General features: G+C 74.7%; 18 protein-coding genes. 10 read left to right on the top strand and 8 right to left on the bottom strand.

Annotated elements, in window-relative coordinates:
• The first annotated feature begins 138 nt into the window (after positions 1 to 138).
• Positions 139 to 441, top strand: a complete 303-nt coding sequence (locus FA014_RS04810) for an STAS domain-containing protein (protein WP_154728565.1) — start codon at positions 139 to 141, stop codon at positions 439 to 441.
• A gap of 91 nt (positions 442 to 532) precedes the next feature.
• Here FA014_RS04810 and fbaA read toward each other — a convergent pair whose 3' ends face one another.
• The 3 genes from fbaA to purT form a co-directional block, all read right to left on the bottom strand.
• Positions 533 to 1,555, bottom strand: a complete 1,023-nt coding sequence (gene fbaA / locus FA014_RS04805) for a class II fructose-bisphosphate aldolase (protein ID WP_154728564.1) — start codon at positions 1,553 to 1,555, stop codon at positions 533 to 535.
• 104 nt (positions 1,556 to 1,659) lie between these two features.
• Positions 1,660 to 2,349: a TrmH family RNA methyltransferase gene (locus tag FA014_RS04800; protein WP_419178364.1), complete on the bottom strand. Its 690-nt coding sequence runs from the start codon at positions 2,347 to 2,349 to the stop codon at positions 1,660 to 1,662.
• Positions 2,350 to 2,351: 2 nt separating this feature from the next.
• The gene (purT, locus tag FA014_RS04795; RefSeq protein WP_230322871.1) at positions 2,352 to 3,575 is read right to left on the bottom strand and encodes a formate-dependent phosphoribosylglycinamide formyltransferase; all 1,224 of its coding nucleotides are present in this window, start codon (positions 3,573 to 3,575) and stop codon (positions 2,352 to 2,354) included.
• Positions 3,576 to 3,708: 133 nt separating this feature from the next.
• On the opposite strand from purT, the gene FA014_RS04790 reads away from it, so the two are divergent.
• Positions 3,709 to 4,467: a VTT domain-containing protein gene (locus tag FA014_RS04790; RefSeq protein WP_154728561.1), complete on the top strand. Its 759-nt coding sequence runs from the start codon at positions 3,709 to 3,711 to the stop codon at positions 4,465 to 4,467.
• Between the two features lie 32 nt (positions 4,468 to 4,499).
• Positions 4,500 to 5,288, top strand: a complete 789-nt coding sequence (locus tag FA014_RS04785) for an HAD-IIA family hydrolase (RefSeq protein WP_154728575.1) — start codon at positions 4,500 to 4,502, stop codon at positions 5,286 to 5,288.
• 104 nt (positions 5,289 to 5,392) lie between these two features.
• Here FA014_RS04785 and pyrE read toward each other — a convergent pair whose 3' ends face one another.
• Together pyrE and FA014_RS04775 are read right to left on the bottom strand one after the other, a co-directional pair.
• The gene (gene pyrE / locus FA014_RS04780) at positions 5,393 to 5,971 is read right to left on the bottom strand and encodes an orotate phosphoribosyltransferase (RefSeq protein WP_154728560.1); all 579 of its coding nucleotides are present in this window, start codon (positions 5,969 to 5,971) and stop codon (positions 5,393 to 5,395) included.
• A gap of 31 nt (positions 5,972 to 6,002) precedes the next feature.
• Positions 6,003 to 6,779, bottom strand: a complete 777-nt coding sequence (locus FA014_RS04775) for an SDR family NAD(P)-dependent oxidoreductase (RefSeq protein ID WP_154728559.1) — start codon at positions 6,777 to 6,779, stop codon at positions 6,003 to 6,005.
• Between the two features lie 90 nt (positions 6,780 to 6,869).
• On the opposite strand from FA014_RS04775, the gene FA014_RS04770 reads away from it, so the two are divergent.
• From FA014_RS04770 to FA014_RS04760, 3 genes are all read left to right on the top strand, one after another.
• Positions 6,870 to 7,667: an exodeoxyribonuclease III gene (locus FA014_RS04770; protein WP_154728558.1), complete on the top strand. Its 798-nt coding sequence runs from the start codon at positions 6,870 to 6,872 to the stop codon at positions 7,665 to 7,667.
• Between the two features lie 71 nt (positions 7,668 to 7,738).
• Entirely contained in the window at positions 7,739 to 8,623 is an 885-nt protein-coding gene (locus FA014_RS04765) for a DUF4190 domain-containing protein (protein ID WP_154728557.1), read from the top strand.
• Position 8,624: 1 nt separating this feature from the next.
• Positions 8,625 to 9,293 (top strand): DUF4190 domain-containing protein, encoded by a 669-nt coding sequence (locus tag FA014_RS04760; RefSeq protein ID WP_154728556.1) that lies wholly within the window; start codon positions 8,625 to 8,627, stop codon positions 9,291 to 9,293.
• On the opposite strand, the gene FA014_RS04755 is transcribed toward FA014_RS04760, so the two are convergent.
• Positions 9,290 to 9,952: a TetR/AcrR family transcriptional regulator gene (locus tag FA014_RS04755; protein WP_154728555.1), complete on the bottom strand. Its 663-nt coding sequence runs from the start codon at positions 9,950 to 9,952 to the stop codon at positions 9,290 to 9,292. The genes FA014_RS04760 and FA014_RS04755 overlap by 4 nt on opposite strands.
• Positions 9,953 to 10,111: 159 nt before the next feature.
• Here FA014_RS04755 and FA014_RS04750 point away from each other — a divergent pair, with 159 nt between their 5' ends.
• Both FA014_RS04750 and FA014_RS04745 read left to right on the top strand, forming a co-directional pair.
• Positions 10,112 to 12,382, top strand: coding sequence for a glycoside hydrolase family 3 C-terminal domain-containing protein (locus FA014_RS04750; RefSeq protein WP_154728554.1), 2,271 nt, complete (start codon positions 10,112 to 10,114; stop codon positions 12,380 to 12,382).
• 308 nt (positions 12,383 to 12,690) lie between these two features.
• The gene (locus FA014_RS04745; RefSeq protein WP_154728553.1) at positions 12,691 to 13,782 is read left to right on the top strand and encodes an FAD-dependent oxidoreductase; all 1,092 of its coding nucleotides are present in this window, start codon (positions 12,691 to 12,693) and stop codon (positions 13,780 to 13,782) included.
• Positions 13,783 to 13,794: 12 nt separating this feature from the next.
• Here FA014_RS04745 and FA014_RS04740 read toward each other — a convergent pair whose 3' ends face one another.
• Together FA014_RS04740 and clpB are read right to left on the bottom strand one after the other, a co-directional pair.
• Positions 13,795 to 14,466 (bottom strand): DedA family protein, encoded by a 672-nt coding sequence (locus tag FA014_RS04740; RefSeq protein ID WP_154728552.1) that lies wholly within the window; start codon positions 14,464 to 14,466, stop codon positions 13,795 to 13,797.
• 130 nt (positions 14,467 to 14,596) lie between these two features.
• Entirely contained in the window at positions 14,597 to 17,200 is a 2,604-nt protein-coding gene (gene clpB / locus FA014_RS04735; protein WP_154728551.1) for an ATP-dependent chaperone ClpB, read from the bottom strand.
• A gap of 710 nt (positions 17,201 to 17,910) precedes the next feature.
• Here clpB and FA014_RS04730 point away from each other — a divergent pair.
• Complete coding sequence (locus FA014_RS04730; RefSeq protein WP_154728550.1) at positions 17,911 to 19,554, top strand: glycosyltransferase family 2 protein; 1,644 nt, start codon at positions 17,911 to 17,913, stop codon at positions 19,552 to 19,554.
• A partial coding sequence (locus FA014_RS04725) for a glycoside hydrolase family 26 protein (protein ID WP_154728549.1) occupies positions 19,547 to 20,988 on the top strand: 1,442 nt, incomplete at its 3' end. The genes FA014_RS04730 and FA014_RS04725, both read left to right, overlap by 8 nt.

Raw genomic sequence — 20,988 nt, 5'->3', positions numbered from 1 at the left:
GCCGCCCGGACGGGAGGGAGCATCGTGCGCGACGGTAACAGCACACCCGCGGGCGGGCTCGCCAGGGACCAGGGCGCGGATGCCTCGGCCGCGCCGACCGTACCCGCTCCGGGCGACGCCGCCGGGGAACCGGGCTCGGTGCACGTCATCCTGTCCCCCGACCGGACCACGATCGTGCTCTCCGGTGAGGTCGACGCGGACCTCGGACCGGACCTGGCGCAGGCGTCCACCGACGCCGAGCAGGCCGGCCTGCCCATCGAGGTGGACGCCCACCACGTGACGTTCATGGACTCGTCCGGCGTCGCGTTCCTGGCCAGGCTCGCCATGCGGACCCCGCACCGCGTCCGGCTGCTGCACGTGCCGCCGACGGTGCAGTTCCTGCTCGAGGTCACCCGGATCGGCGAGCTGCTCGACGTGGTCGAGGACGACCACCAGGCCTGAGCGGCGCACGACCCCGGACGCACGAGGGCCCGGTCACCGTGACGGTGACCGGGCCCTCGCCGCGTCGCTCCCCGTGCGGGGACCGGGCGGATCAGCGCATGCGCTGGCCCGCCGAGCGCAGCTGCTGCGCGGCCTCGACGATGCGGGCGGCCATGCCGGCCTCGGCCAGCTTGCCCCAGGCGCGCGGGTCGTAGGCCTTCTTGTTGCCCACCTCGCCGTCGACCTTCAGGACGCCGTCGTAGTTGCTGAACATGTGGCCGACCACGGGACGCGTGAACGCGTACTGGGTGTCGGTGTCGATGTTCATCTTGATGACGCCGTTGTCGACCGCCTCGGCGATCTCCGCGGCCGTGGAGCCCGAGCCGCCGTGGAACACGAGGTCGAACGGGTTCTCCTTGCCGACCTCGGCGCCGACGGCCTTCTGGATGTCCGCGAGGATCGACGGGCGCAGCTTGACGGCACCCGGCTTGTACACGCCGTGCACGTTGCCGAAGGTCAGGGCCGTCAGGTAGCGGCCCTTCTCGCCGGCGCCGAGGGCGCGGACCGTCGCCAGGCCGTCCTCGGCCGTGGTGTAGAGCTTCTCGTTGATCTCGGCCTCGTGGCCGTCCTCCTCGCCGCCCACGACGCCGACCTCGATCTCGAGGATCGTGCGCGCGGCCTGCGACAGCTCGAGCAGCTCCGCCGCGATGACGAGGTTCTCGTCCAGCGGGATGTCGGAGCCGTCGAACATGTGCGACTGGAAGGTCGGGTTCTTGCCGGCCTTGACCTCCTCGGCCTCCAGGGCCAGGAGCGGACGGACCCAGGAGTCCAGGTTCTTCTTGACGCAGTGGTCCGTGTGCAGGGCGACGGTGATGCCGTAGCCCTTCGCGACCTCGGTCGCGTACGCGGCGAGCGCGCGGGTGCCCGAGACGCGGTCCTTGACCGTGGAGCCGGACGCGTACTCGGCGCCGCCGACGGACACCTGGAGGATGCCGTCCGACTCGGCCTCGGCGAAGCCCTGCAGCGCGGCGGTGACGGTCTGGGAGGAGGTGACGTTCACGGCCGGGTAGGCGAACTTGCCCGCCTTCGCCCGGTCGATCATCTCGGCGTACACCTCAGGGGTGGCGATGGCCATCGCAGCAGCTCCAAAGAGAAGTGGGGTTTCGCTTTCTCCCCAAGTCTGGCACGTCCCGGGGACCGGCCGGTCGGGACGTCCTGCCCACGGGACGCCGGAGGTGGTCAGGCCGGCGGCGGTCCCGCGTGCCGGACCGCCCAGGCGTGCATCGCGATCGCCGCCGCCGCGCCCGCGTTGATCGACCGCGTGGAGCCGTACTGGTCGATGTGCAGCACCGCCGCCGCGCCCCGCCGCGCGGCCTCCGACAGGCCCGCGGACTCCTGCCCGAACAGCAGCACGCACTCCCGCGGCACCGGGTAGCCGTCCAGCGGCACGGACCCCGGGACGTTGTCGATCCCGAGCACCGGCAGCGCGCGGCCTCCCGGGCCCGCGGCCGCCGCCCAGGCCAGCAGGTCGTCGACGTCGGGGTGGTGGTGCACGTGCAGGTAGCGGTCGGTGACCATGGCGCCGCGGCGGTTCCACCGGCGGCGGCCGACGACGTGCACCCCGGCGGCGTTGAACGCGTTGGCGGTGCGGACGACGGACCCGATGTTGAGGTCGTGCGCCCAGTTCTCGATCGCGACGTGGAACGGGTGCCGCCGGGTGTCGAGGTCGGCGACGACGGCCTCGACGGACCAGTACCGGTACCGGTCGGCCACGTTGCGGCGGTCGCCGTGGGCGAGCAGCCCGGGGTCGAGCCGCGGGTCGTCGGGCCAGGCGTCGGGGCCGCCGGGCCAGGGGCCGACGCCGACCTCCTCGGGGCGGGCGCCGGGGTCGGGCGGGTCGGCGGGGCCCACGGGGTCGGCCGGGTCCACGGTCACACCAGGTCGACCGTCAGCGCCGCGGCCGCCGCGCGGGCCCGCTCCCGCGCCTGCTCGACGTCGGCGCCCCGGGCGACGGTGACCGCGACCCGGCGGCGCCCCGCCACGGCGGGCTTGCCGAACAGCCGCACCTGCGCGGTCGGCACCGCGAGCGCCGCGTCGACGCCGGAGAACCGCGGCACGCCCGTGCCCTCGGCGAGCACCGCGCACGACGCGGCCGGGCCGAGCGGCAGCACGTCCCCGACGGGCAGGCCGAGCACGGCGCGGGCGTGCAGGGCGAACTCCGACAGGTCCTGGGACGCCAGCGTGACGAGGCCGGTGTCGTGCGGGCGCGGCGAGACCTCGGAGAACAGCACCCGGTCCCCCACGACGAACAGCTCGACCCCGAACAGGCCCCAGCCGCCGAGCGCGTCGGTCACCGCGGCGGCGACGCGCCGCGCCTCCGCGAGCGTGCCCGGCGGCAGCGGCGCGGGCTGCCAGGACTCCCGGTAGTCGCCGTCGACCTGGACGTGCCCGACGGGGTCGCAGAACGTGGTCCCCCCGGCGTGCCGCACGGTCAGCAGCGTGATCTCGGAGTCGAACCGCACGAAACCCTCGACGATCACCCGCACCGCGGTCCCGTCGTCGGCGACCGCCCGGCCGCCCTGCTGGGCGGAGGCCCACGCCGCCTCGACGTCGTCCGCCGCGCGGACCACCGACTGGCCCTTCCCCGACGACGACATGACGGGCTTCACGACGCACGGCAGCCCGACGGCGTCGACCGCGGCCCGCAGCGCGTCGAGGTCGTCGACGAACCGGTACGGCGAGGTGGGCAGGCCCAGCTCCTCCGCCGCCAGCCGCCGGATGCCCTCGCGGTCCATCGTGAGCACGGTGGCGCGGGCGGTCGGCACGACCCGGACCCCGGCGGCCTCGACGTCGGCGAGCACGTGCGTGGCGATCGCCTCGATCTCCGGGACCACGACGTGCGGGGCCTCGGCGTCGAGCACGGCCCGCAGCGCCGCGGGGTCGAGCATGTCGACGACGTGCGACCGGTGGGCGACCTGCATGGCCGGGGCGTCCGGGTACCGGTCGACGGCGACCACCTCGACGCCGAGCCGCTGCAGCTCGATCGCGACCTCCTTGCCGAGCTCGCCGGAGCCGAGCAGCAGGACCCGGGTCGCGCCGGGCGTGAGCGGGGTGCCGAGGACGCCGGGCCGGCCGGCGGGCGGGGAGGTCGTCACGGCGGCCATCCTCCCGCACCCGGCTCACGGCGGTAGCACAGTGCGCGCACCACCTCAGGCCCTCGGGGTACCCACACAGGACCTGCACCTCCGGCCGTCCGCCCGCGGACCCCCGCCCCGTACGCTGAGGCCCATGCCTGCGTCAGCCGCGCTCGTGTCGCTCGTCCCTGCCCTCGGTGCCCAGCCGGCGCTGCTGCCGGACTGGCTCGACGCGGAGCACCTCATCTCCTCGTTCGGCTCGTACGCGCTGATCGGGATCGTCATCGTCGTCTTCATCGAGACGGGCCTGCTGTTCCCGCTGCTCCCCGGCGACTCGCTGCTGTTCACCGCGGGCATGCTCGTGGCGCACCAGGAGCTGGACTTCCCGCTGTGGCTGCTCTGCGCCCTGCTGTTCGCGGCGGCGTTCCTCGGCGACCAGCTGGCCTACCTGATCGGCAACAAGGTGGGACCGCGGCTGTTCAACCGGCCGAACTCGCGGATCTTCAAGCAGCAGTACATCGACCAGACGTACAAGTACTTCGACAAGTACGGCGGCCGGACCATCATCGTCGCCCGCTTCGTGCCCATCGTGCGCACCTACGCGCCGGTGGCCGCGGGCGTCGGGAAGATGAGCTACCGGCACTTCGTGTCGTTCAACGTCATCGGCGCGCTGCTGTGGGGCGTCGGCGTGACGCTGCTCGGCTACGTGCTCGGCAACGTGACGTTCGTGAAGGACAACATCGAGGTCCTGCTGGTCCTCATCGTGCTCGTCTCGGTGATCCCGATCGCCGTCGAGGTGCTCCGCGGGCGCCGGGCGGCGAAGCGCGGCGAGGTCACGGCCGAGGGCCGCGACGAGCGGTACGACGAGGCCGACGAGCGCGCCGCCGTCGAGCGCAAGGCGTTCGACCAGTGACCGCCCGGCCGATCGCCTCCTGGCTGTCGGACATGGACGGCGTCCTCGTGCACGAGGGCGTCGCGGTGCCGGGGGCCCCGGAGTTCGTGCGGGCGCTGCGCGACGGCGACCACCCGTTCCTGGTGCTGACCAACAACTCGATCTTCACCCCGCGGGACCTGCGCGCCCGGCTCGCGTCCTCGGGCATCGACCTGGCGGAGGAGTCGCTGTGGACGTCCGCGCTGGCGACGGCGCAGTTCCTCACCGACCAGGAGCCCGGCGGCTCGGCGTACGTCATCGGCGAGGCCGGGCTCACCACGGCGCTGTACGAGGCGGGCTACACGCTGACCTCGGCGGACCCCGACTTCGTCGTCCTCGGGGAGACGCGCACGTACTCGTTCGAGGCGATCACCCGCGCGATCCGGCTGATCCAGGGCGGCGCGCGGTTCATCGCGACCAACCCGGACGTCACCGGCCCGAGCCAGGAGGGCGACCTGCCCGCCACGGGCGCGGTCGCCGCGATGATCACGGCGGCGACCGGGCGGCAGCCGTACTTCGTCGGCAAGCCGAACCCCATGATGATCCGGTCCGCGCTGAACCGGATCGACGCGCACTCCGAGACGACCGCGATGATCGGCGACCGGATGGACACCGACGTCGTCGCCGGGATCGAGGCGGGGCTGCGGACGTTCCTGGTGCTGACCGGGTCCACCCGCTCCGAGGACCTCGTGCGGTACCCGTTCCGCCCGACCCAGGTCCTCGACTCGGTGGCGGACCTGGTCGCCCGCGTCCCGGAGTGGGCGGAGTCGTACCCGGGCGCCACGGCAGCCCCGGAGGCCTGAGCCCGGCGCGCACGCCGCCTACGCCTTCCGGCCGGGCCACCCCCGGCGGCACCGGGTCGGGCGGGAAGGCGTAGGCGGCGCGGCGCCGGCCCCCGCGGGGCGGGTCAGGCCAGGCCGAGGTCGGTCAGGTCGAAGAGGTAGTGGTACGGGACGCCGAGCGCCTCGATCTTCTCCCGCGCACCGGTGGCGCGGTCGACGATCACGGCCACGCCGCGGACGTCCGCGCCCGCCTCGCGCGCGGCCTCGACCGCGGCGATGGGCGACGCCCCGGTGGTCGAGGTGTCCTCCAGCACGACGACGGGGCGGCCGGCGATGTCGGGGCCCTCGATGCGGCGCTGCATGCCGTGCGCCTTCGCCTCCTTGCGGACCACGAACGCGTCCAGGTCCTGCCCGCGGGACGCGGCGGCGTGCAGCAGCGCGGTCGCGACCGGGTCGGCGCCGAGGGTCAGGCCGCCGACCGCCTCGACGTCCGCCGTGCCCAGGCCGACCTCCTCCAGCCGGTCGAGCAGCACGTGGCCGATCAGCGGCGCGGCGCGGTGGTGCAGGGTCACCCGGCGCAGGTCGACGTAGTAGTCGGCCTCGCGGCCGGAGGACAGCGTGACCCGGCCGCGCACGACGGCCAGCTCGACGATGAGGTCGCGGAGCTGCTCGCGCGGGGTCGGGGAGAGGGAGGAGGTCGTCACGGCCGCCAGCGTAGCGAGGCCGTGCCGGGCGTCAGTCCCCGGGGGCGCGGTCCGGGCGGCGGGTGGCGAGCGCGCGGAGGGCGGAGCGGGGCAGGACCCGCAGCACGCCGGACGCGGCCCGGTAGCGCAGGCTGGGGGTCGACAGCACGGCGCCGCGGCGCACGTCCGCGAGCGCCGCCGCCACGACCCGGTCGGCGGACAGCCAGGCCAGCTCGGGGTAGGCCTCGCCGGCGCGCAGCCCGGCGCGCTCGTGGAACTCGGTGTGCGTCAGGCCCGGGGACACGACCGTGGCCGTGACGCCGGTGCCCGCGAGCTCCGCGGCGAGCCCCTCGGTGAAGGTCCGCACCCACGCCTTGTGCGCCGAGTAGGTCCCGGAGGTCATGAGGGCGGCGACGGAGCCGACGTTGAGGATCGCGCCGCGCCCCCGCTCGACCATCGCGCCGGCCGCGGCGTGGGACAGCACGAGCACGGCGCGGACCATGAGGTCGAGCGCCGCCTCCTGCTGCGCGAGGTCGCTGCCCACGAACCGCTGGCCGAGGCCGATGCCGGCGTTGTTCACGAGCAGGCCGACGGGCCGCTCGGTGGCGCGCAGCCGCTCGGCGACGCGCTCCACGTCGTCCCGGTCGGTCAGGTCGGCGCGGAGCACCTCCGCGCGGACGCCCGCGGCGGCGCGCAGCTGGGCGGCGAGGCGCTCCAGGCGCTCGGCGTCGCGGGCGACGAGGACGACGTCGTGGCGGGCGGTGGCGAGCTGCCACGCGAACTCGAGCCCCAGGCCGGAGCTGGCGCCCGTGATCAGTGCGGTTCCCATGCGGCCACCCTACGGTCGCCACCCCCCGGTCGCCCGGGTGCCGGGCGCCCGGTTCCCCGGGTGTCGGGAGCGGCCGGTACCGTGCCGGTCATGCGCCTCGCCACCTGGAACGTGAACTCCGTCCGCACCCGCGTCGACCGCGTGATCGCCTTCCTGGAGCGGACGGGCACGGACGTGCTGGCGATGCAGGAGACCAAGTGCAAGGACGAGCAGTTCCCGCGCGAGGCCTTCGAGGCGGCCGGCTACGAGGTGGTCACGAGCGGGTTCAGCCAGTGGAACGGCGTCGCGATCGCCTCCCGGGTCGGGATACACGACGTCGAGCACGCGTTCGCGGGCCAGCCCGGCTGGGGCGAGGACCCGGTGACCGAGGCCCGCGCCCTCGGGGCCAGCTGCGGCGGCGTGCGGGTGTGGAGCCTGTACGTCCCGAACGGCCGGGAGGTCGGCGACCCGCACTTCGACTACAAGCTGCGCTGGCTGGAGGCCCTGCAGCAGGAGTCGCGCCGCTGGATCGAGGAGGACCCGGCGCTCCCGGTCGCCCTGGTGGGCGACTGGAACGTCGCGCCGCTCGACACCGACGTGTGGGACATCGGCGTGTTCGCCGGGCGGACGCACGTGACGCCCGCGGAGCGCGATGCCTTCCAGGCGTTCGGCGCGGGCGGGTACACCGAGGTGTCCCGCGTGCACCTGCCCGCCGAGCACACCTACACGTACTGGGACTACCAGCAGCTGCGGTTCCCGCGGAACGAGGGCATGCGCATCGACTTCACCTGGGCCTCGCCCGCCCTCGCGCCGCGGGTGACCGGGGTGTCGATCGAGCGGGTCGAGCGCAAGGGCAAGGCGCCCTCGGACCACGTGCCCGTGGTGCTGGACATCGCCGACGCGGCGTGACGCCCGCGCCCGTCCGGGGGAACCGCGCGGGGGCGCCGTACCGGCCGCGACGGCTCCGCTAGGTTCGGCGCATGTCGACCCCCGAGCCGGGTCCGCCGGCCTGGCCGGGCCCGGCGCCGACCGCCCCCGCGCCGTCCGCCGGCGTGTGGGCCCCGTCGCCCGCTCCCCCCGGCGCGCCGCTGCCGCCACCGCCCTACGTCACCGCCCCGCCGCCCGCCTGGGGTCCGCCCCCGGCGCCCCGCGGCACCGACGGGCTGGCGATCGCGGCGTTCGTGGTCGCGCTGGCGGGCCTGGTGAGCCTGTTCACGGGCCCGGTCGGCCTGGGGCTCGGCATCGCCGCGCAGCGCCGTGTCCGCCGCACGGGCGCGCCGGGCCGGGGCCTGGCGGTCGCGGCGACGTGGATCGGCGGGGTGCTGACCGTGCTGCTGGTGGGCGGCCTGGCCGTCGCGGTCGCGGTCACGGTCGCGACGGCGGGGTCGTCGAGCGCCTCCGGGGCCCCCGGCCCGGGCGCCGGGGCCGGCGCGGACGACCTCGCCGGCGGCGGGTCGGCGACCACGCTGCCGTGGTTCGCGCTGACCGACGCGCTGACCCCCGGCGACTGCCTCGCGGCCGCCCCCGCGACGTACGACATGTCCGACGGCCGCGTGGTCGACTGCGCCGCCGGCCACACCTCCGAGGTGGTGGACCGCCTGGCGATGGCGGAGCCGGTGCTCGCCGACGTCGCGGAGCCGGACGCGGCGTACACCGCGCTGCTGGACCGGTGCACGGCCGCGGTCGCGCACCTGGTCGACCCGGCGGCGCTCCCGGCGGACGCCTGGGCGGACGTGTACTTCGTGCACCCCGACCAGTGGGCCGCCGGGGACCGCTGGGCCTACTGCGTGCTGTCCACGGACCTGGCGGCGACGGGCTCGGTGCTGGCCGGGACGTTCGCGGCCGGGCCGGCGGCGGAGGTGTGACGTGACGGACCCCTACGGCTACCCGGAGCCGTTCTACGCGCCCGGCTGGGCGCCGCCGCGCCCCCGCACCGACGGCGTGTCCGTCGCGGCGCTGGTCGCGGGCGTCCTCGGCACCGGGCCCGTCGCCCTGGTGCTCGGCCTCGTCGGGCTGCGCCGCACGCGCCCCGGCGCCCCGGACCGGCGCGCCGGCCGGGGTCTCGCGGTGGCGGGGGTGGTGCTCGGTGCGCTGGGCACCGCGGCCTGGGCGGGCCTGCTCGCGCTGGTCGTCGGCTCGGCCGTCGCCGCGCGCCCGCTGCCGGCGGACGTGACCGCGCCCGTGGACGCCCACGCGGTGCAGCTCGTACCGGGCGCGTGCCTCGCGGACGTCCCCGCGGACGGCCCCGTCGACCGGGTGCGCGTCGTGCCGTGCGCCGACCCGCACGCCGCCCAGGTGGTGTCGTCCTACGCGTTCGAGCCGGGCTCGTCGTGGCCCGGCCCCGCCGAGGCGTCGGCGCGCGTGGAGGCGTCCTGCGTCCTCACCGCCGACGAGCGGGACCAGGGCACGCGGATGCTCGCGTGGGCGCCGACGCAGGGGTCGTGGGCGCGCGGCGACCGGACCGGCCTGTGCGTGGCGGTGCCGCCCTCCCCGGTCACGGGGTCGCTGCTGGACGGCTCGGCGGCGCCGGCCTAGCGCTCGACCCCGGCGTCCAGCTCGGCGGCGTCCGCCGGCGGGGCGTCCGCCCCCGCGTCCAGCGGCACCGCGAGCTGGTCCTGCACCTGCCGGCGCACCACGCCGGCCATGTCGGTCTCCCCGTCGTCGAGCAGCCACTGGATCTGCATGCCGTCCATGAGCGCGATCAGCTGGCGGCCCGCGGCGTCCGGGTCGACGCCCTCGCGGAGCGCGCCCTGCTCGGCGGCCCGCGCGTACGCCGTGGTCGCGGCGTCGAGCGCCCGGCGGTACCGGTCCTGGAAGTACACGTGCGCGGGGTGGTCCGCGGAGGTGGCCTCGGCGGAGAGCACGGCGTACAGCTCGACGATCCCGCGCCGGGTCGCGTTGAGCGCCACGAGCTCGACCAGGTGCCGCAGCGTGGTGACGCCGTCGGCGCTGTCCGCGTCCAGCCACTCGATGTCGACCTGGTCGCGGTGCTCCAGCACCGCGAGCAGCAGGGACTCCTTGGTCGGGAAGTGGTGCAGCAGGCCGGGGTGCGAGATGCCGCACCGTGCCGCGATCTCGCGGAGCGACGCCCCCCGGTAGCCGACCTCGCCGAACATGGCCGTGGCCTGGTCGATGATCTCCCGGCGCTTCGCGCGCCCCTTCGCGTACCCGCGCTGCTGCGTCTCGACGGACATCGTCCCTGGCCCCCGTCACCGTGCTCCGTGCGCGCCGGGCGGCGCGTGGTGGACAGGTTCTCACAGGAGGTCCGCAGACCCGGGAGAAGAACCCGACCGGGCGGTAGGCATCGGCTACAGTGGCGGCAACAGATCCACCGCACGAGGAGGTGCCACCGCATGACCGCCGCATTCGACGTCGAGCGCGTCCTGGCCGAGCTCACCCTGGAGGAGAAGGCCGCGCTGACGTCCGGCTCCGACTTCTGGCACACCGAGGGCGTCGAGCGCCTCGGCGTCCCCCGGGTGATGGTGACCGACGGCCCGCACGGCCTGCGCAAGCAGGCCGAGAGCGCCGACCACCTGGGCATCGGCAACTCCGTGCCCGCCACCTGCTTCCCGCCCGCCGCCGCGCTGGCCTCGACCTGGGACGTCGACCTGCTCGACCGGGTCGGGCGCGCGCTGGGCCGCGAGACCCGCGGCAACGAGGTCGCCGTGCTGCTCGGCCCGGGCGTCAACATGAAGCGCTCGCCGCTGTGCGGCCGGAACTTCGAGTACTTCTCCGAGGACCCGGCGCTCGCCGGCGACCTCGGCGCGGCGCTCGTGTCCGGCATCCAGTCCGAGGGCGTCGGCACCTCGCTCAAGCACTTCGCCGCGAACAACCAGGAGACCGACCGCATGCGGGTCTCCGCGGACGTCGACGAGCGCACGCTGCGCGAGATCTACCTCCCCGCGTTCGAGCGCGTGGTGAAGCGGGCGCAGCCGTGGACCGTCATGTGCTCGTACAACAAGATCAACGGCACCTACGCCTCCCAGGACCACTGGCTGCTGACCGAGGTGCTGCGCGACGAGTGGGGCTTCGAGGGCCTGGTCGTGTCCGACTGGGGCGCCGTGGTGGACCGCGTCGCCGCCGTCGCCGCGGGTCTGGACCTGGAGATGCCGGCGACCGGCGGCCGCACGGACGCGCTCGTCGTCGACGCGGTGAAGAACGGCCGGCTCGACGAGGCGGTGCTCGACACCGCCGTCCGCCGGGTGCTCACGCTGATCGCCCGCGCCCGGCCCGCGCTCGCGGAGCCCGGCTCGATCGACGTCGAGGCGCACCACGCGCTGGCCCGCGAGGCCGCCGCGGACGGCTCGGTGCTGCTGAAGAACGCACCGGTGGACGGGACCCCGGTCCTGCCGCTGTCGGCGGACGACGCCGCGCGCGCCGTGGTGATCGGCGAGTTCGCCCGGACCCCGCGGTACCAGGGCGCCGGCTCCTCCCAGGTGAACCCGACCCGCCTGGACGACGCCCTGACCGCCCTGCGCTCCGCGACCGGCACCGAGCTCCCGTTCGCCGCCGGGTTCGCCGTCGCCGGCGCGGGCGGCGACGCGGCGCCCACGGATGCCGCGCTGCTCGCGGAGGCCGTCGAGGTCGCCCGCGGCGCCGGCACGGTGCTGCTGTTCCTCGGCCTGCCCGCGGTCGACGAGTCGGAGGGCTACGACCGCACGCACCTCGACCTGCCCGCGAACCAGGTGGCGCTGCTGCGCGCCGTCGCCGCGGTGAACGACCGCGTCGTCGTGGTGCTGGCCAACGGCTCGGCGGTGGCCGTGGAGTGGCAGGACGCCGCCGCGGCGGTCCTGGAGACCTGGCTCGGCGGCCAGGCCGGCGGCTCGGCCGTCGCGGACCTGCTGCTCGGTGTGCGCAACCCGTCCGGCAAGCTCGCCGAGACGATCCCGCACCGCGTCGAGGACACCCCCGCGTTCGGCAACTTCCCCGGCGACAACGGGCACGTCCGGTACGGCGAGGGCGTGCTCATCGGCTACCGCTGGTACGACACCCGGCTGATCGACGTCGCCTACCCGTTCGGCCACGGCCTGTCGTACACGACCTTCGGCTACTCCGACGTCACGGCGTCCGTGTCCGGCGAGGGCGCCTCGTCCGCCGTCGACGTGTCGGTGACGGTGACCAACACCGGCGACCGCGCCGGCGCCGAGACGGTCCAGGTCTACGTCGGCGACCCCGAGGCGGCGGTGCTGCGCCCGACCCGCGAGCTCAAGGCGTTCGCCAAGGTGGCGCTCGAGCCGGGCGAGTCCCGCACGCTGCAGTTCACGCTCGACGCCCGCGACCTGTCGTACTGGCACCCGGCGCTGCGCCGGTGGGCCGTCGGCGGCGGCCGCACGGTCATCGAGGTCGGGGCGTCGTCCCGGGACATCCGCGGCACGGCCGAGGTCACCGTCACCGGCGAGGCCCTCCACGGCACGCTCACCGCGGACTCGACGGTCAACGAGTGGCTCGCGCACCCGCGGGGCGCCGAGCTGCTCGGTGCCGCGTTCGGCGAGGCCACCGCGGCGCTCGACCCGACGATGCTGGCGATGATGGGCGACATGCCGATGCGCGTCGTCGCGGGTTTCGGCATGGGCGGCTTCGACCTGGCCGGCCTGGACGACCTGGTCGCGCGGGCCGCCGCCTGACCCACCGGCGGCGCCGCACGCCGCACCCGCCCGCAGGCCCGCCGCGCACCTCGCGCGGCGGGCCTGCGGCGTCTACGGCGGAGGTGGAGACGCGGACCGCCCTGGTCCCCGCCCCGTTCTCGCGCCACCGCCCGGACGATCAGGGGGCCGCGCGACGAAGAGGTGGGGACCGGGACGTGCGCGGGCGGGCGTCGCGCACGTCACGGCGCGGGCGGGTCCTGCGTCCCAGCCCGCGCGCCCGGGGCGGTGGCAGGCTCGGGGGCACGGGCCGCGACCGGCGGTCGCGTCGGGGCGAGAGGGGTTCGGACATGGCAGCACCGCGGGTCGTCGTGGTCGGCGGCGGGTACGGCGGGGCGCAGGTGGCCTCGCTGCTGGACGGCGTCGCCGACGTCGTCCTGGTGGACCCGAAGGACGCGTTCGTGCACGCCGCGGCGGCGTTGCGCGCGGCGGTGGACCCCGCGTGGGAGGACCGCGTCTTCTTCGGCTACGACCGCCTGCTGGAGCGCGGCCTGGTGCTGCGCCAGAAGGTCGAGCGCGCGACGTCCGGGCAGGTGCGGCTCGCGGACGGCAGCACGCTGGACGCCGACTACCTGGTGCTCGCGACGGGCACGGCGTACCCGTTCCCGGCCAAGTTCATCGAGTCCGAGACGGTGGTCGCCCAGGCGCGGCTCGCCCGGATGCGCGAGGGGCTCGCCCGGGCGGAGCGCGTCCTGGTGGTCGGCGCCGGCGCCGTGGGCCTGGAGCTGGTCGGCGAGCTGCTGGACGCGTACCCGCACCTGTCGATCACCGTGGTGGACCAGGCCGACGACGTGCTCACCACGGACGACTACCTGCCGGAGCTGCGGGAGACCGTGCGCGCCCAGCTCGCCGACCGGGTGGAGCTGGTGCTGGGCTCCCGGCTCGGCTACCTGCCGCCGTCGGACGTCGGCGTGCACGAGCCGTTCGTCGTGGAGACCGAGGCGGGCGTCCGCGTCGAGGCGCAGATGTGGTTCCGCTGCTACGGCAACCTGCCGGCGAGCGACTACCTGGCGGGCGACCTGACGGGCGCGCGCAACGGCCTCGGCGAGGTGCGGGTCGACGAGACGCTCGCGCTGACCGGCCACCCGACGGTGTTCGCGGTCGGGGACATCACGGACGTGCCCGAGTCCAAGCGCGCGTCGGCGGCGCGCGCGCACGCCGAGGTGGTGGCCGCGAACATCACGGCGCTCGTCGAGGGCCGGGAGCCGACCGCGACCTACGCCCCCGCGCCGGAGCGGATCCTGCTGCCGCTCGGCCGCGCGGGTGGCGCCTCGCAGCTCGTCGGCGAGGACGGGGTGCGCCGGGTGGTCGGCGCCGCGGCGACGAGCCGCCTGAAGGGCGAGGACCTGTTCGCGTCGAAGGTGGGTGCCCTGTTCGGCTGACGCGGGGGACGGTCAGCCGCGGGCGGCGAGCCGCCTGCGGCGCAGCCGGGTCCAGACGAACCGCACGACCAGCACCACGATCACGGCGTACACGGCGTAGTTGATGTAGTCCGAGTAGTGCCCGATGTCCTGCCACTGGGAGCCGAGCACGTACCCGCCGACGATCAGCAGGCTGTTCCAGACCGCGCTGCCGAGCGCGGTGTACAGCAGGAACCGGGTCTGCGGCATCCGCTCCAGGCCGGCCGGGATCGACACGAGCGAGCGGACGATCGGCACGCACCGCCCGATCAGCACCGCCGCGCCGCCGTGCCGCTCGAACCACGCCTCGGCGCGGTCCAGGTCCTCGACCTCCATGAGCGGGATCCGCTCCAGCCAGCGGCGCAGCCGCGCCCGCCCGAACCAGGCGCCGAGGCCGTAGAGCAGCCACGCGCCGGCGACCGCGCCGAGCGTGGCCGCGACGACGGCCCACACGAGGCTCATCTGCCCCTGGCTCGCCACGTACCCCGCGACGGGGAGCACGACCTCGGACGGGATGGGTGGGAACAGGTTCTCCAGCGCCACGACGAGGCCGACCCCGGTGGGGCCCATGGTCTCGATGACGCTCACCACCCAGCCGGCCAGGCCGGTGAGCTCGGGCGTGCCGGAGGCGGCGGGGGCGGCGGCCAGGGCGAGGGTCGCGTTCATCGCGGTCGATCGTCGCACGCGACCCCGCGGGCGGCCCCCGGTGCCCGGGGTCGGGCGTGCGAGGCGCACAGGTCCTGCACACCTCGCACACCGGACGTCGCGGGCACGCCGCCGCGCCCGGGCCCCGGCGTCAGCCCCGGGTCAGCTCCAGGCCGCCCTGCCCGTCGGCCGCGCGGGTCACGCGCACCGTGTCGCCGTCGTGGACCTCGCCCGCGAGCAGCAGCCGGGCCAGCTTGTCGCCGATCTCGCGCTGCACGAGCCGGCGCAGCGGCCGGGCCCCGTACGCCGGGTCGAAGCCCTCGATCGCCAGCCACTCGCGCGCCGCCGGCTCCACGTCGAGCGTGAGCCGCCGGTCCCGCAGCCGCGCCGCGAGGGACGCGACCTGCAGGTCGACGATCCTGCCGATCTCCTCGAGCGACAGCGGGTCGAACAGCACGATGTCGTCCAGCCGGTTGAGGAACTCCGGCTTGAACGCCGCGCGCACCGCGTCCATCACGCCGGCGCGGCGCTGCTCGGGGTCGAGCAGCGGGTCCACGAGGTGCTGCGAGCCGAGGTTGGACGTCAGCACGAGGATGACGTTCCGGAAGTCGACCGTGCGGCCCTGGCCGTCGGTGAGCCGGCCGTCGTCCAGCACCTGCAGCAGGATGTCGAACACCTCGGGGTGCGCCTTCTCGACCTCGTCGAGCAGCAGCACCGAGTACGGGCGGCGCCGGACGGCCTCGGTGAGCTGGCCGCCCTCCTCGTAGCCGACGTAGCCCGGGGGCGCCCCGATGAGGCGCGCGACGGAGTGCCGCTCGGCGTACTCGGACATGTCGATCCGGACCATGGCGCGCTCGTCGTCGAACAGGAAGTCCGCGAGCGCCTTGGCGAGCTCGGTCTTGCCGACGCCGGTCGGGCCGAGGAACAGGAACGACCCGGTCGGGCGGTCGGGGTCGGCGATGCCCGCGCGCGATCGGCGCACGGCGTCCGACACGGCGGCGACCGCCGCGGACTGCCCGATCAGCCGCTCGCCGATGACCTCCTCCATCCGGAGCAGCTTCGCGGTCTCGCCCTCCAGCAGGCGCCCGGCGGGGATGCCCGTCCACATGGCGACGACCTCGGCGATCTCGTCCGGGCCGACCTTGTCGGCGATCATCGGGGTGTCCGCCGCGACGGAGGAGTCGGCCTCCCGCTCGCTGCGCTCCGCCTCCGCGATCTCCTTCTCGACCGCCGGGATCTCGCCGTACTGCAGGCGCGCGGCCGCGGCGAGGTCGCCCTCGCGCAGCAGCCGGTCCGCGGTCGAGCGCAGGTCGTCCAGGCGCGCCTTGAGGTCGCCGACGAGGTTGTGCCCGGCCTTCTCCTTCTCCCAGCGCGCGGTGAGCCCGGCGAGCTCCTCGCGGCGGTCGGCCAGGTCGGCGCGGAGCTTCTCGAGCCGTTCGCGGGAGGCGGGGTCGTCCGCCTCGGACAGCACGACCTCCTCCATCTCCAGCCGGGTGACGGCGCGCTGCAGCTCGTCGATCTCGACCGGGGAGGAGTCGAGCTCCATCCGCAGCCGGGACGCGGCCTCGTCGACCAGGTCGATCGCCTTGTCCGGGAGCTGGCGGCCGGTGATGTACCGGTCGGACAGGGTCGCGGCGGCGACCAGGGCGGCGTCGGCGATCGTCACCTTGTGGTGCGCCTCGTACCGCTCCTTGAGGCCGCGCAGGATGGCGACGGTGTCCTCCACGGAGGGCTCGCCGACGAACACCTGCTGGAACCGGCGCTCCAGGGCGGGGTCCTTCTCGATCCGCTCTCGGTACTCGTCCAGGGTGGTGGCGCCGACCAGGCGCAGCTCGCCGCGGGCCAGCATCGGCTTGAGCATGTTGCCCGCGTCCATGGCGCCCTCGCCGCCGGCGCCCGCGCCGACGACCGTGTGCAGCTCGTCGATGAACGTGACGACCTCGCCCTCGGAGGAGGTGATCTCCTCCAGGACCGCCTTCAGCCGCTCCTCGAACTCGCCGCGGTACTTCGCGCCGGCGACCATCGCCGCGAGGTCGAGCGACACGAGGCGCTTGCCGCGCAGGGACTCCGGCACGTCGCCGGCGACGATGCGCTGGGCGAGGCCCTCGACGACGGCGGTCTTGCCGACGCCGGGCTCGCCGATCAGCACGGGGTTGTTCTTGGTCCGGCGGGACAGCACCTGGATGACGCGGCGGATCTCGGCGTCCCGGCCGATGACCGGGTCGAGCCTCCCGTCGCGGGCCCGCTGCGTGAGGTCGACGCCGTACTGCTCGAGGGCCTTGTAGGTGCCCTCGGGGTTGGGGCTGGTGACCCGCGCCGAGCCGCGGACGGACGGCAGCGCCGCGGCGAGCGCGTCGCGGGACGCGCCCTGGGCGCGCAGGGCGTCGGCGACGCCGGTCTGGCCGGCGGCGAGGCCGAGCAGGAGGTGCTCGGTGGACACGTAGTCGTCGCCCAGGGTGCGTGCCTCGGCCGACGCGGCCTCGATCGCGGACGCGGTGGCCCGGGAGGCGGTCGGCTGGGCGACGGAGGAGCCGCTCGCTGCGGGGAGGTTGACGAGGATCGCGCGCACCGCCCGGCCGAGCGCCTGGCGGTCGGCGCCCACGGCGTCGAGCAGGCCGTTCGCGACGCCGCCCTCCTGGGCGAGCAGCGCGTTCAGCAGGTGGGCCGGCTCCAGCTGCGGGTTCCCCGCGGCCGACGCCTGCTGGATGGCGTCGCCGATCGCCTCCTGCGACTTGGTGGTGAGCTTCGCGTCCAACGTCCCCTCCGTGCGTCCGGGTCGCGGCGGCCGGTCGGCCGCGCGCGTGCGTGCTGGTGCGTCCCGCGGGTCGGTGCGGGACGTCCTGTGCAACGCCGTCGAAGTTGAGCCTATTCCGCTCAACTCTCGCCGTCGACCCCGGCAGCCCCCTCGTCCTTGCCCGTCCGCACCCGGCCACGGCCCCCGACGGGCCCGGTGCGGGCGGCGACCGATCGGGTGACGTCGGGTCATAGCAGGACGTGACTCTGACACACGTCACCACGTGTTGTGACCGGCTTCACGCCGCCGACTCCCGTACGACACATCCCCGCAACGCGCGACACGCGCGCTGACCAGCGCACGCGTTGAAGCGCTTCCCGCTCCGGACATGTCCGACTTGCACGACTGTGATCTGCGCATTTATGGGCAATCCGGACACCCTTGCTGTGATCCATCTCACAAACAGTGCCCGATTTGCCGGAAGCGAGTTGCGCGGCGGCTGCCCCGTCCAACACGCTGGGCCCACTCGAGGCCGGGAGCACAACCGGCGCACAGATTCCACCGATCGTCTCGTCGCCGCCCGTCCGATCGGGTGACACCTCTCCCCCCGAAGCCCCCCGCTCCTGTCACAGAGGCGCACGCCTCCCGACCGGGACAGCACATCTGCGTCCCCGCCCTCCGCCGCGTCACCGTCGCCGCCGGCACCCTCCCGACCGACGCCGAGGTGAGCGATGTTCATCTTCATCCTGCAGATCCGGCACATGCTCGACGAGCAGGCCGAGCTGTACCTCTTCACGATCTTCTCCGGGCTCGTCTGGGCCCTGTGGCTGCTCAAGGTGGGCCTGTCCCGCCGGTACCGCCCGTGGACCGCCGAGCACCACGAGACCACCAGCGTCATCGTGCCCGTCGTCGACGAGCCGCTCGACCTGTTCCGCGACGTGCTGACCCGCGTGACCGAGCAGCGACCCGACGAGGTCATCGTCGTCATCAACGGCGCCCGCAACCCCGGCCTCGAGGCGGTGTGCGAGGAGTTCGCGCCGCTCGTCCGCTGGGTGCACACCCCGATCCCGGGCAAGCGCAACGCCGTCAAGATCGGCACCGAGATGTCGGCGTACGACATCACCGTGCTGCTCGACTCCGACACGGTCTGGACGCCGGGCACCCTGCCCGAGCTGATCAAGCCGTTCAAGGACGCGAACGTCGGCGGCGTCACGACCCGCCAGCGCATCCTCGAGCCCACGCGCTCCTGGATCACCCGCTGGGCGGACTGGCTGGAGAACTCGCGCTCGCTCTACTCGATGCCCGCGCAGTCCGTGCTGGGCCAGGTCGGCTGCCTGCCGGGCCGCACCATCGCGTTCCGCCGGCACATCCTGATCGACGTCATGGACGACTTCATGACCCAGCGGTTCATGGGCGTCTTCCTCGAGGTCTCCGACGACCGCACGCTGACGAACCTCACCCTCAAGCAGGGCTACCGGACCGTCTACCAGCACACGAGCCTCGTCTACACCGACGCCCCGCTGCAGGTGAAGAAGCTGTTCAAGCAGCAGCTCCGCTGGGCCCGCGGCTCGCAGTACAACACCCTGCGGATGCTCCCCTGGATGCTGGGGCACGCGCCGATCCTGGCGATCTTCTTCCTCACCGACATCCTGCTGCCGTTCCTGCTCGTGGGGACGATCGCGGGCTGGGTCTACCGCTCCGCCAGCGGCACGGGCGTGAACCTCTACGAGGCGATGCTCGAGACCTACGGCGCCCAGGCCGGCTGGTTCTGGGTCATCGGGCTGATGGTCGTCTCCTCCGTGCTGTCCATGGCGATCCGGCAGATCCGGCACCTCCAGGAGGTCCCCGGCGACTTCTTCCGGCTGCCGGTCTTCATCATCGTCTCGACGTTCTTCCTGATGCCGGTCCGCCTGCTCGGCTTCCTGCGCATGGCGCACGCCTCCGGATGGGGCACCCGCGCCGGTGCCTACGCCGGCGGCGACCCGGGCCAGGGTGCCGCGGAGGAGACCACGCAGCCCGGCACGCTCGAGGCCGAGCTCGGCCTGATCGCCGACACGGCACCGGTCGACGTCGTCGACCGCGGTGCCTTCCCCACGCAGCGCGACCACGCCACCGACCCCGGCGCGCACGGCGAGCCGGTGCACGCCCTCGCCGGGTACGCCCCGCTGGAGGCCGGCGCCACGGCGCCCGCCGCCCCGGCGGCGGCCCCGGCCGCGCACACCGCGGTCGCGACCGTCACCGCCCCCGAGCCCTCGCGCCGGCACGCCCGTGCCGCCGCCCCCGCGAGCCCCCGCCGACGGCTCAACCCGCTCGCGGCGATCCCCTACGCGATCGCCGTGGTCCTGTTCGCCCTGGAGGCCCTCCTCTATGTCTGACGCACCGATCACCCCCAGCGGCAAGCACTGGTGGGCGCCCACGATGGGCCGGATGACCCTCCGCGCCCGCGTCGCGACCGCCGTCATCGTGCTGGCCCTCGTCGCGGTCACCGCCGTCGTGTGGAACCTGCCGACCGTCTCCTCCATCGTCAACGCCGAGGCCGACGAGCCCACCGCCGCCGAGCTCGCGCTCCAGCAGCGGAACGCCGAGCTCGAGGGCCAGCTCGAGTCCAGCCGCGCGCAGGCCGACGCCCTGCGCGAGGTCCTGGGCGACGAGCAGGCCGCCCGCAAGAAGGGCGAGGAGACCGCGGCGCAGAACCAGGCGCAGCGCGAGGCCGACGCCGCCGCCGCGGCCGACGCCGGGTCCGACGAGAAGGCGACCTCCGGGTCGTCGGGCTCGCGGTCCGGGTCCTCGCGGTCGTCCGGCTCGTCGTCGGGCTCGTCGTCCCGCCCCGGCCGCGGCGGCTCGGCGGCAGCCGCCGGCGGCGCCGGCGCGGCCAACCCGACGACCCCGCGCCCGGACAACCCGAGCACCCCGGCCGCACCCGCGCAGCCGACCGCCCCGAGCAAGGCGGCGCTGGTGAACCCCACCAGCCGCTACTTCGGCATGTACACCGAGCAGGCCCCGTTCAACTGGGCCACGTTCGACGACGCGGCGGACGAGGTGGGCCGGCGGCAGTCGATGGTCGGGTTCTTCGGCGGCTGGGACGAGTCCTACCGCGCCAACGCGGTCACCCGCGCCTGGCAGCGCGGCATGCTGCCGATGCTCACCTGGGAGTCCCGGCCGATCGCGTCCAAGAACGACGTCGTCGACGAGCCGGACTACACCCTGCCCAAGATCATCGCCGGCGACTTCGACGCCTACCTCACGCAGTACGCCAAGGACATCGCGGCGACCGGCCTCCCGCTGGCCATCCGGCTGGACCACGAGATGAACGGCGTCTGGTACCCGTGGGCCGAGCAGACCGGCTCCGGCGCCCCCATCAACGGCAACGCGGTCGGCGACTACGTGAAGATGTGGCAGCACGTCCACGACGTCTTCGAGGCGAACGGCGCCAACCAGTACGTCATCTGGGTCTGGGCGCCGAACATCGTCAACAACCTGCCGGCCGCCAACCAGACCACCGACTTCCTGCGGGCGCTCTACCCGGGCGACGCGTACGTGGACTGGGTCGGCGTCTCCGGCTACCAGCGCCCGCCCTACAAGGCGGACAACGACGCGACGTTCTCGTACACCTACGACCGCACGCTGGACCAGCTCCGGGCGATCACCGACAAGAAGATCCTGCTGGCCGAGGTCGGCGCGTCGGAGATCGGCGGCACCAAGCCCGCCTGGGTGACGTCGTTCTTCCGGGGCTTCGACCCCGGCCAGAACGACGACGTCATCGGGTTCGCCTGGTTCAACCTCGCGGTGACCACCTACGTCGACGGGCA

The sequence above is a fragment of the Cellulomonas hominis genome (assembly GCF_005239125.1).
Classification (GTDB): Bacteria; Actinomycetota; Actinomycetes; order Actinomycetales; family Cellulomonadaceae; genus Cellulomonas; species Cellulomonas hominis_A.
Note: the sequence above shows the minus strand (reverse complement) of the source record. Positions and strands in the feature narration are given on the sequence as shown.